Annotated in this window: 12 protein-coding genes; 9 read left to right on the top strand and 3 right to left on the bottom strand. The window is 43.9% G+C overall.

Features of this window, described 5'->3' with window-relative positions:
* Positions 1 to 179: 179 nt before the first annotated feature.
* The 4 genes from recQ to ACDJ59_RS18330 all read left to right on the top strand — a co-directional run bounded on the left by recQ (position 180) and on the right by ACDJ59_RS18330 (position 5,928).
* Complete coding sequence (recQ, locus tag ACDJ59_RS18345; RefSeq protein WP_036610632.1) at positions 180 to 2,060, top strand: DNA helicase RecQ; 1,881 nt, start codon at positions 180 to 182, stop codon at positions 2,058 to 2,060.
* 405 nt (positions 2,061 to 2,465) lie between these two features.
* Complete coding sequence (locus ACDJ59_RS18340) at positions 2,466 to 4,508, top strand: B12-binding domain-containing radical SAM protein (protein WP_413404736.1); 2,043 nt, start codon at positions 2,466 to 2,468, stop codon at positions 4,506 to 4,508.
* A 306-nt stretch (positions 4,509 to 4,814) separates the two neighbouring features.
* Entirely contained in the window at positions 4,815 to 5,144 is a 330-nt protein-coding gene (locus ACDJ59_RS18335; RefSeq protein WP_076319149.1) for a DUF3024 domain-containing protein, read from the top strand.
* A 139-nt stretch (positions 5,145 to 5,283) separates the two neighbouring features.
* Positions 5,284 to 5,928 carry a DUF3885 domain-containing protein gene (locus tag ACDJ59_RS18330; RefSeq protein WP_413404734.1) on the top strand — a complete coding sequence of 215 codons (645 nt, stop codon included), beginning with the start codon at positions 5,284 to 5,286 and terminating at the stop codon, positions 5,926 to 5,928.
* Between the two features lie 257 nt (positions 5,929 to 6,185).
* On the opposite strand, the gene ACDJ59_RS18325 is transcribed toward ACDJ59_RS18330, so the two are convergent.
* On the bottom strand, positions 6,186 to 6,719 hold the full coding sequence (locus ACDJ59_RS18325; protein WP_413404732.1) for a hypothetical protein: 534 nt from the start codon (positions 6,717 to 6,719) through the stop codon (positions 6,186 to 6,188).
* Positions 6,720 to 6,949: 230 nt separating this feature from the next.
* Here ACDJ59_RS18325 and ACDJ59_RS18320 point away from each other — a divergent pair, with 230 nt between their 5' ends.
* Entirely contained in the window at positions 6,950 to 7,429 is a 480-nt protein-coding gene (locus tag ACDJ59_RS18320; protein ID WP_413404730.1) for a hypothetical protein, read from the top strand.
* 52 nt (positions 7,430 to 7,481) lie between these two features.
* On the opposite strand, the gene ACDJ59_RS18315 is transcribed toward ACDJ59_RS18320, so the two are convergent.
* Complete coding sequence (locus ACDJ59_RS18315; protein ID WP_413404728.1) at positions 7,482 to 8,087, bottom strand: hypothetical protein; 606 nt, start codon at positions 8,085 to 8,087, stop codon at positions 7,482 to 7,484.
* A gap of 141 nt (positions 8,088 to 8,228) precedes the next feature.
* Between ACDJ59_RS18315 and ACDJ59_RS18310 the strand changes: the two genes are divergently transcribed.
* The 3 genes from ACDJ59_RS18310 to ACDJ59_RS18300 are packed head-to-tail and all read left to right on the top strand — an operon-like array spanning position 8,229 to position 10,340.
* Positions 8,229 to 8,954 (top strand): hypothetical protein, encoded by a 726-nt coding sequence (locus ACDJ59_RS18310; protein WP_413404726.1) that lies wholly within the window; start codon positions 8,229 to 8,231, stop codon positions 8,952 to 8,954.
* 55 nt (positions 8,955 to 9,009) lie between these two features.
* Positions 9,010 to 9,732 carry a HEAT repeat domain-containing protein gene (locus tag ACDJ59_RS18305; RefSeq protein WP_150366424.1) on the top strand — a complete coding sequence of 241 codons (723 nt, stop codon included), beginning with the start codon at positions 9,010 to 9,012 and terminating at the stop codon, positions 9,730 to 9,732.
* 23 nt (positions 9,733 to 9,755) lie between these two features.
* Positions 9,756 to 10,340, top strand: coding sequence for a chloramphenicol phosphotransferase CPT family protein (locus tag ACDJ59_RS18300; protein WP_307538703.1), 585 nt, complete (start codon positions 9,756 to 9,758; stop codon positions 10,338 to 10,340).
* A 42-nt stretch (positions 10,341 to 10,382) separates the two neighbouring features.
* Here ACDJ59_RS18300 and ACDJ59_RS18295 read toward each other — a convergent pair whose 3' ends face one another.
* Positions 10,383 to 10,736 carry a hypothetical protein gene (locus tag ACDJ59_RS18295; protein ID WP_413404724.1) on the bottom strand — a complete coding sequence of 118 codons (354 nt, stop codon included), beginning with the start codon at positions 10,734 to 10,736 and terminating at the stop codon, positions 10,383 to 10,385.
* Positions 10,737 to 10,916: 180 nt separating this feature from the next.
* Between ACDJ59_RS18295 and ACDJ59_RS18290 the strand changes: the two genes are divergently transcribed.
* Complete coding sequence (locus ACDJ59_RS18290) at positions 10,917 to 11,210, top strand: hypothetical protein (protein ID WP_366346015.1); 294 nt, start codon at positions 10,917 to 10,919, stop codon at positions 11,208 to 11,210.
* Positions 11,211 to 11,325: the final 115 nt, after the last annotated feature.

Here is an 11,325-nt window from a genome sequence, read left to right as displayed (position 1 = left end):
CGCGGTTGCTCATTCGGGGCTGGGCCGTTAAACTAAAGGGAGCGGCGTTTGCTTGACGGACAAGTCATGAGAACGCCATTTTGTTGTCAAGGATGCGGCATATGAGCCGCTTTCGGATGTCAGAATCGGATCGGACCAAGCTGGTGGAAAAACACCGGTGATAAGTAAGGAGTCTTTACATGAGTGTGCAAACACCTACATTAGAAGAAGCGCAGGGTCTCCTGCAAAAATATTATGGCTACCCCGACTTCCGTGAGGGACAGAAAAAGATTGTAGCCAGTCTGCTGGAACGTGAAGATACGTTGGGTATTATGCCAACTGGGGGCGGTAAGTCGATCTGTTATCAGATCCCCGCTCTGTTATATTCGGGTCTGACGCTTGTTGTCTCCCCGTTGATCTCATTGATGAAGGACCAGGTCGATGCGTTGACGACCGCCGGAATTGCTGCCGCGTATATTAATAGTACACTTAGCGGCAAAGAAGTGAATGATCGCATCCGCGCGGCGCAGCGCGGTGAGCTGAAGCTGCTCTATGTCGCGCCTGAGCGACTGGAGCTGGATTGGTTCCGCGAGGAGATGGGCTATTTGCCGATCTCTTGCGTTGCCGTGGATGAGGCCCACTGTGTATCACAGTGGGGGCATGATTTTCGGACAAGCTACCTGGCGGTAGCGCCGTTTGTGGATAGTTTGCCGGAGCGGCCGGTGGTTGCGGCCTTCACGGCTACAGCGACGCCCGAGGTCATGGGCGATATTCTGCGGTTGCTGCGTTTGCAGGACCCGCAGACATATGTGACCGGACTTGGGCGGGATAATCTGGCGTTTAGCGTGCTGCGTGGCGAGAGCAAGAAGGATTTTGTCCTGAATTATGCGCGCGAGCATGCCAGCGAGCCGGGCATTGTGTACGCCGCGACTCGTAAGGACGTGGACGATCTGCATCAGCGTTTGTTGCAGGCGGGATTGCCCGCAGGACGCTACCATGCCGGGATGACGGACGATGAACGGTCCCAGAGCCAGGAAGCCTTTTTGTACGATGATATCCGTGTGATGGTGGCGACCAATGCGTTCGGGATGGGGATTGATAAGTCGAACGTGCGTTACGTTATTCATAACAGCATGCCGAAAAATATGGAGGCATACGTGCAGGAAGCCGGACGTGCGGGCCGGGATGGAGAGCCAAGCCAGTGTATTCTGTTATTCGGGGCACAGGACATTATCACCCAGAAGTTTCTGATTGAGCAGAATCCGATGGACGGCGACCGCAAACAGAACGATTACCGGAAGCTGCAACAGATGGTGGATTACTGTTACACGACGCGTTGTCTGCGCAGTGCGCAGTTGGATTATTTCGGTGAGGTGCATGACGATACACCTTGCGGTACTTGCAGTTCCTGTACGGACGACCGCGAGTTGGTAGATATGACGATTGATGCACAGAAAATCTTTAGCTGCATTCACCGCATGCGTGAACGGTATGGTGTATCGCTGGTTGCTTCGGTGCTCAAAGGTTCCCGTGCCAAAAAAGTGCTCGATTATGGCTTCAACTCACTGCCAACCTACGGCGTGATGGGTAATCGGACAGAGCGCGAGATATCGGAGATCATCAACGTGATGGTATCCGAAGGATATCTGATGTTGTCCGAGGGACAGTATCCGGTTGTACGTTTGCAACCACTAGCGGTGGAAGTGCTCAAAGGCCAGCGTGAAGTGATGCAACGTGTCGTCCGCAAGACAGCGGCAACGGCTTCGGGTACGAATTACGGCGGACGTCGTGGACGCGATGCAATGCCATCTGCGGTTAATGAGACGGTATTTGAACAACTTCGTCTGATCCGTCGTGATCTGGCGGCGAAAGAGCATGTACCATCGTACATTATCTTCAATGACGCGACCCTTCGTGAGATGAGTGTGGTATGTCCACAGACAGAACGTGACATGCTGGATATCAAAGGGGTCGGTGAGGTCAAGTACCGCAAGTACGGACTGCCGTTCCTGGAGTTTTTCCAGAAGCAATCGGGCGAAGAAGTGGATACGGATGATGATGCGTTTTACGAGTATGAGTGAGTATGAAATGAGTAAGAGTAAGAGTGAATTGAGTATGAATTGTTAATTTTCACTTTCCAATCTTTGAAGTTGGTTGTCGCGTCTCTGTAGAGTGGACAAATGGTGGCGAATTGTCTTTCAAAGGGTGGACATTGGCGTTAGAAATGGCTGACCGTATCGTATACAACATGTAGGTTGAAGGTGCGAATTTTATACTGTATGTTGTGGTTTGGGTTTGGCGTGGTGTATATGTCTTTTTGAAAAGAGTGTCCACTCTTTGAAAGACAAAAGTTGGATATGTCCATGAGACATGGAATGGCTAGTTCAAAAGAGGTTTAGATGAACAGCATCCGGGGCAGGATGGCTGTGCAGCTTTCCTTTTACCAAAAAAATATGGTCTGGGTGTCCAGGCAAAGGTTGTGAACCATGAAGGTTATTCTTTCTACATTAAATGCAAAGTACATCCATACCTCCTTGGCCTTGCGGTGTCTGAAGGCATACAGTGAGAAGGATTTTGATATTGACCTGGCGGAGTATACGATCAAGGACCCAGTGATGAATATTGTGTCTGATCTGTACCAGCGCGGCGCGGACGTGATTGGGTTCTCGTGTTACATCTGGAACATTGAAGAGACAATCAAGGTCATTGATAATCTGAAAAAGGTTATGCCGAATGTGAAAATTCTGCTGGGCGGGCCGGAAGTATCCTACGATACGGAATATTGGATGAACCGGATTCCCAATGTCGATTTTATCGTGATGGGTGAAGGGGAAGAGACACTGCATCAGCTTTTGATGGAGCTTGAAGGAAGCAAGAAGTTCCACTTTGTCTATGGACTGGCGTATCGCAAAGGGGAAGAGGTCATTCTCATGCCAGGACGGCCAAAAGCGGATCTGAACGATCTACCTTCACCGCACCGATTTGAAGAGGATATTCCGGAGCTTGGGAAACGGGTTGTTTATTTTGAGACCAGCCGGGGCTGTCCGTTCAGTTGTCAGTTCTGTCTTTCCAGTATTGAAGTGGGTGTGCGGTATTACGATATTGAGCGAACGAAATCGGACATTCTGTACCTGATCGAGAAGGGTGCAAAGCTGATCAAGTTTGTGGACCGGACGTTTAACATCAAGCGGGATTATGCACTTGAAATGTTCAAATTCCTGATCGAGAATCATCAGGGGACGGTGTTTCAGTTTGAAATTACGGCGGATATTATGCGTCCCGAGGTGCTCGATTATCTGGCAGAGAATGCGCCGCCGGGCACATTCCGGTTCGAGATCGGGGTTCAGTCCACGAATGATCCGACAAATGAACTGGTGAAACGTCGCCAGAACTTTACCAAGCTTAGCCGGACCGTGAACAAGGTGAAAGCCAGTGGCAAAATCGACCAGCATTTGGATCTCATCGCCGGATTGCCGGAGGAAGATTACAATACGTTCCGCAAAACGTTTAACGATGTGTTTGCACTGGGGCCGGAAGAGCTTCAGCTGGGATTCCTCAAAATGCTGCGTGGTACGGGTCTGCGTCTGGATGCGGAGAAGTATAACTACACTTATATGGATCATGCGCCGTATGAGATTCTCGGGAGTGACGTGCTGCCGTTCAGTGACATCGTGCGCCTGAAGCGTCTGGAGGATGTGCTGGAGAAATACTGGAACGCACACCGGATGGACCATACGCTGAAATATCTGATGGAGCAGGAGTTCAATTCACCATTTGATTTCTTCCAGGCATTTGGGGATTACTGGGAAGGTCAGGGGTGGCAGAAGATTGGTCACCAACTGGAGGATTTGTTCACACGTCTACACAGCTTCCTGGAGTCTCGGAATACGCCGCATATGGATATTGTGCTCGGCCTGATGAAGCTGGATTATTTCCTCGGCCACAAATACAAACCACGCAAAATCTGGTGGGAAGATCCGCTTCAGAAAGACCAGTGGGCGGGTTATATGAAAACGTTGGCTGAACGTCCAGAAGACGTTCGACTGCCACGTGTTGCCGGCGCCGCAGGCACGGCATGGTTGGAAAGCAGCGGCACGGGTGCGAGTGTCGCTGGGGCAAGTTCGGCTGCTGCCGAGGAAGACTCTGCCGCAGATGCGGCGGGTGTGATCGGCAGCGAAGCTGGGGGTGTAGCGTCGCTCACTTCGGGCGACGCAACAGGGTCCGCCGCGGATGGAGCGGCGGACATGGTGAATGGCAACGCTTCGCGTGCGTTGCCGATGACCTCGGCCATGACCGCACAGACGGTCATGGGTGCCCGTGCTTTCGCCGACCTTGGTCTCGGCGAAAAGGAACTGCAGAAGCACACCGTATTGGATGTGCTTCCGTTCCGGCTTGAGCGTGTGCTAGCTGGCGCCAGCCCGCTTGCCGCGAAAGGCCGGACGCTGCTGGTCGTTGTGTACCAGCAGCATGAAGGGCAGCAGGCGCAGTATTACACGCTGCCGCTGGGAGAAGAAGCTGCTGCTATGTAGGTGCAGCGGCCTGAGATAAGCTACATGGCTAATTGGTGCCATGTAGCAGGATGAAGCATCACGACTATACGGTCGTGATGCTTTTTTTCGTGCATCGCGGCTTTGTGCTCGTGATGCTACCAAGGTGGGCACCGCGATCATTGACGCGGTGCAACCCCACTGGGCGCAGCACCTCACCCTCACGTGGCTTGCTATTGCACAAGCCGCGCTCCGATTTACCTTTTACAAGTAAAGCATCATTTAAATCGGAGAAATCAACATGATATAATCAAAGCAAAACAGATCAAGGCAGGGGAGTTCGAGAGCATGGATGATTTTACGAAGAAACGCATTCAAAAGATTATGGACCATTACACCGAAAATGCAGTACCTGAGCATGTGAAAAGTCAGATAAAGATCAGTTATAAAATCAGAGGTAACCATGTGACATTGATTGAAGAAAGACAAGCCTTTCAAAGCGATCAATGGGTACAGATGCCGGTAGCACAATTTAGATTGGGTGAGAAGGTATGGAAAGTGTATTGGCAGGACAGTAAAGGCAAGTGGCATTACATCGATGATATCGATCCGAACGAAGATTTTGAAACACAGCTCAAGATCGTGGACGAAGGTCATAATGGAATGTTCTGGGGTTAAATTTTTCTGAAAAAGCGTTGGAGGGTTGAGTAACCCAATTAACATTAAAAGATCTGAATATCAAACCGCAAACCTTTGAAGAGACGGATACCTTCTTTAATCTGGCATTCATCTTTAAAGTGAACTTGGAGGCTACAGAATGGATCTGAAGACGTACCTGGCAGAGCATTTTCCAAACCTGACCTTAGAACCGCCTCTTTTTTATAATTGGGATGTTGCAATACGATTCGAACTTGGCAATCCTCTGATGTTTGGAATGAATACGGAGCATTACATGGAACAAGTGTATCATCGATCAATTGAATTATTTAAGGCTCTTCATGATCAAGAAGATGAAATCCTATTAATAACTCAAGCTTATTTTGCAGATAAGCCTAAACACAAAGTGAAAAAATTGAACCTGTACAGAAAGTATATCAAGAAGAAAGGGCCGATTAGAGCCTTGAGCCTTGAGATATTTCCAAGTTTGGATTGTGAACCGGATGACATCCTAGACCCAAAGAACAACATGTATAGGTATTGGACTAAATGTAGGGTTGAGGACTTGAGATATAATCAGTTAATCAAAGCTCTATGTAGTCATGATGTTGGAATTAAACCAAAAATTTATCATAGGGTGTATTTCATTAATATAAGTAAGAAAACGATATTTCATATCTATGATGATAGAGGTTGCGATGTTATAGCAGCAGCAAGGGAAGAGCTAATGGATATCTATACAGAATATAACGATTGGATTCTAGATCATGATCGAGACAGAATTAACAATATATTTCTAGGATAATACAGGAAAACCTAAAATTTAATTAATGAAAATCCCTATTAATTGTGGAATTATCATTAAAATATTTAGGTAGCTCAGAGAAGTTAGATACAAGTTACAATGTAATATTCATGCGTTAGGCGATTCGTACTTAGTTTAGCTTGAGAAATCAAAGAAGCCGAGAATTAAACCACCCGGCTTGTTGTAGATAATTTTTTCAAAAAGTTGCAATAAGAAGATTCTCTCTCCACACTAAAGGGTGTTGTAGGTTGTTAAGCTTATCGCTGTTTTATTTTATCTAACGGTACGTTAATGCTTGTTGATTCGATTGGGGTTATAGTGGTTCCGTCTTGTTCAATTAAGGAAATCGTTATTTCTATAGAGTCTTGATTATCCAATTCTATAGAAATTGATCTACGCTGAAACTCATCAAACAGGCCTTCTGTTTTAACAACGGTATCTTCTTCAAACAAATTACCATTTTCATCTCGGATCGTAACTTGGAAAATTCGATCTGGAATTTTTTTTGATTGATCCGGTTGATAGTCTCTTTTACTGTACCATAACCCAAATTGTAGTTTTTTTGAAATTGGTAGGTAGTAGAGCTCTGTAAGATGTATATTTGGATTCTTTAAATCTTGATTCTGTTCTGTAAGCTGATTGGGTTGTTCATCGTTATTATATGGAGTATCCCATTGTAATGGCAATGTCGAACCAGTTTTGAGAGCAATTAGTTCCCTGTCAGCATACCAGTAAATCCCAACTAGAATTATAATGACTGAAAAAAGTGAAATAATTAGTTTTCTTTTCACATAACATCCCTACCATCTTTAGTTAATAACCTAACTGTCCTACTCCGTGTATCCAGGATTTAAATAAATTTAAAACCCCATTGTAGTTATTAATTCCATTACTTGCAACTACAGTACTGGACATATCTAAAGCAGAAGTTTTCAGATGTGATCGCACAGGGGTAATGTATTATTTGAAATACAGGTTTGGAAAAAACTATAAGAGTGTTCCGATGTAAGGAGTATGGATTATGGATAAAAAAGAGAAGAAGATTATTATTGCTATAATTGTACTTGCTGTAGTTGTATTAGGAGTTATATGGTACCTAAAAGTAGGCTATCTATTAAAGAAACCGGAGATGCCCGAAGCAAATATTGCAATTCAGACCCAAATGGTGGATGGTGGTGCGATCAGTTTACGAAATGCTGATTATACGGAAAATCAAATCAAGATTGGATATGAAGTGAAAGGGTTTAGTTTGGAGGAATATAATATTGCTTGTGAGCTTTATCGTGACGGACATTTGATTTCAACTTCTGGCTCAACAGGTGGAGGTTTGATAGTACTGGACGAAAAGCATTATTACTTCATCGGTTATGAGAATATAACTCAAATGAATCTGCCTGAATCTATACATCTAAACGTGAAGATTAAAGTGATACCCAATGATTTTAGACAAAAATCGATAACTTCATCATTTGCCGTAAGTCTTGATAAAGAAGTGCAATAGATTGAAGGGGGCAGCTATGTCCGCAAAGGGATGATTGTTGCATGATGAAACCTCAATTCAAAGTGTACTTCTTCATCACAGAGTCCCAGAAAGTTTCGTATTCTGATAATGCTTGTGCAGTGGAGGACTGAGGTACACTATATTGAGTTATTCCTTCCAAGCTGAATTTTCCCAAATTATCGTTGATTAATCCATAGTCGCCATAGGAGTTTCTCAGCAAAAAAAGCACACTTTTATCGCCCTTCTGCAGTTCTACATAGTCATTAGCTGTATATTTGACGTCTCCTTCCAGGCTAACGGGTTCGATGATTGTCAATTCGTTCTGATCTGAATGGAAATCGTCGGGTTTCTTCAATATCTCTTTAATCTTGATGGTCGTATTGGTGTGAAAGGATTGCATGGTTCCATCATCAAATGCAGTAATAATATGCTCTCGATCTCTGAAATCTCCTGTTGCATAACCAATGACGATCAGTTCAGCGAACGCATCCAGCTCATCTATTTCACGAAATGTTAAAGAGTTAGCTGAAAGGTTGGCGACTTTATGAATGGGCACGTCCGATTTCGATTGACCATTTACGTAAGCGATTGCACTAGCAGAGATAGCCAATATGAATAATATAGAGACTAGTACATACTTCTTTTTGAAAAAAGACATGACCTCATCCTCTCTGTTAGATTTAGTATATTGAAAGTATTTTGCTTCATTTCTACTATACACATATTTGAAAATTATTGTAAATTGGTTGTACCAAACTAAAAGTGGTAAAGCGGTGGAACAAACGAGGAGATGGTACGAATGGATCAACAAGAATATGGCCGCTATTTATTATCGATGGGCGGAGAAGATATTGAGCGAGAAGATGATGAACAGGTTGAGGCAGACCATCACTACGGATTTTTTCAATGGTTTATGCCATCGGGAGCAGGGATTGAACGTGTGTTTGAGCCGATTCCAGAGGGCCAGTGTTTTCTGGACAGAATACGTCTGATCTATGAGATGTTGAATCCAGAGGAATTCGCTGGCGAATATGTGCCGGATTATTTCAATAGTGGAAATGAGGATGCTTCCGAGGAAACGCTCCGTGGTCTAGGGGAAGAACTAATTCAAAGATTGAAGAGTCTGTTCTCCATGGTGCCGGAGGATGATGAACTAGCAGACGTAGCTAAGAAAGCATACGGGGCTTTGGCGTGTGTAAAGGAAGTGGTTGCACTACCACCAGGGGAAATTAGCAAGTTAGAACAAGGACTGATTCAAGGCACGGATGAAGAGGATAGCGAGGTCGTTTACGAAGCACTTGGTGACCTACTTCGCTCACGCAAAGATTACAATGAAGCTATCGAAATATTGAGCGAAGCCTACTATTCCATCGCTTGCGATTATTGGGTAGCCTATTACTTGCAATGGCCCCGTTATCAAGGTTTGCAAGAGGCGGAAAACTGCTTATATCCATACTTTGAGCTATACTGCTATGGCTATAATCTTCATTGGACACAAACGAAGCTATACATTGGTAAACGTTAAAACGTTACGATTGTTTGTATGATTGATATGGTATGAATTGTGGAGGGGACAAAATATGTTTGCTGATCTATTTAACAGACGCGGTATTACTTTACCTGCTACAATCGTTGAGGAGTTAGAAGTTCATCTTCAGAAACAGAAGGATTACAAGTTTTTTCTCCGATTAATGCAGCGCGACGAGATCGTTGAATCATTGGATGATATGGCTGGAATAGAGGTGTACCACAATATGATTCCTTTATGGACAGATGATCATTCGAACTACATAGGCTTACATGTGGAAGGTGCATGCCAGTACAGGATAAGTTATATCAGCCATGAGGAGACGGATATAGCTCCAGCTTATAGAAGTGCAGGCTCATTCATACGTGAACTGGAACGAAATCCTCATCAGGATTGGGATGAATTGAAGAAAGACTATCCCAGCGATATTGAACTTAGTAGAGATCAAATGAATGAAGACTTAAGTTGTATTCATGAATTGAACGATGTAATTGAGTCTGATCCACGATTAAATGAGGATGTTCGTTGTCAGTACATTTATTGCATTATGGCATTAACCCCGCAAAGCCATCTGGATTCTCTGATGAAATATATAGATGATGAAGATATGTATGTTCAAGAGAGAGCATGCCAGATTATGGGGTTCCATCGTTACACGCCGGCTAGAGAAAAATTAGTAGAAGTCTCCAAAAAAGGAATGCATAATGGGAAACTAGCGGCCAAACGAGCATTAGCCAAAATGAGAGAACAACGAAAAGAAAATAAGATAAAATAAATCTAATGATAAGGGTGATCGATATGGAACGAGGACTCATTATATTTTTAAACGGAACATCAAGTTCGGGGAAGACGAGCATTGCGATGGAAATGAAAAATCAGGGAGATATTCCATTTCATCATCTATCGGTAGATCAATTTTTGCATAATTATGATCAGTTTATCGACAATACATATCCAGATATGAAACCAACAAGAGAAGTGGAACACCATGTGATGACCGATATCCTGTTCGACCCCATCAATTCGTTGTACTGTGCAACCATTAAACTGTTTTCGGAGATGGGTCTGAATGTCATCGTGGATACGGTCATCAGCAATGACAAGTGGTTTAACGATTTTTATGAGTTACTATCGGATTATCCGATACTGTTTGTAGGCGTGCAGTGCTCGAAAGAAGAACTCACCAGAAGAGAGCAGAGCAGGGGAGATCGCGAGATTGGACTTGCCCATTCCCAGTTCGACTACATCTACTCTTATGATGAATATGATCTGGAAGTGAATACGGAAGAGCTTAGCTCAGCTGCATGTGCGGAAAAGATATTAAGCTATATGAAATCCGATCAGGAATACTCCGCATTTAAGAAATTAAGCAGAAGAGACTGAAGCTGATTGTGTCAGATCATATGATATCCATTCTAATGAAAGTTAGGGGTCCGGCCAAATCTTTTTCTTAGAGTTGCCAGGACCTAATAAGTAGATTTCATCAACATTCCCATAAGTATTAGAAAATGAAATTGTGAAGTCTTTACTACCACCGATAGGAAGTTTACTGCCTTTAATCTGAATGTAAAGTGAATTGTTATGATGTGAAAGGTAGTAGCCATGATATCTGCTAATACTGTCTGCAAATCCACCTTGTATAGTAATAAGCTCAGGAGAAACTTCAGTTCTCGTAACCATTGTCTCGTCAGGATCGATAACCTTGTTCAACATATAAAATCCAATGATAATAGGAACAAAGACAATAATAACTGCGCTAACAATAATGCCATACTTCATGCTTGGTCGCATACTCGTTATTCACCTCCATAATTAGAGGATAGGAATCGATGTCTCAATACTCAATGGGCATCGATTCCTTGTGTTCGATAAGAACAGAATTCTACGTTTAGCAATAGGAGGCTCATTTGAATAATATACTAATTCATTTTTTTGTATAGAGATAGGGGGAGGTTACGGATGGAAACTAAAGCTATGAATCCAGAAGACCATATCCAACATATGTTGCAGGTGATCATCGAAAAAACACAATCCATCATTAAGGATAGCAATAAACAATCCTTCGGCTCACTGGAATATTTCCTGGGACATATTGTAGAGTATCGCGATGTAAAGCAATACCTGACAGATGAGTGGCATATCCGTACACCGCGTTGGTTAGGGGAGTATGGAAATACGCCGGAAGAAGAAGATCTTCTTTCAGACATTTACCGACTGCAAGCATACATCACCGAAACATTAAAGGGTGGATAAGCGCTCATGATGTCGCTTTAGTCCGGTTCAAATGTCGCAAAAGTACATGGTAATCCGATGCGGAGATCGTATATACTCTCTTTATGTTTCGATAATGAAAATCATTATCAGTATT

Origin of the sequence: Paenibacillus amylolyticus (assembly GCF_047302515.1) — a bacterium.
In the GTDB taxonomy this organism is placed as follows: Bacteria; Bacillota; Bacilli; order Paenibacillales; family Paenibacillaceae; genus Paenibacillus; species Paenibacillus amylolyticus_G.
This window is presented reverse-complemented; position numbering and strand designations above follow the sequence as displayed.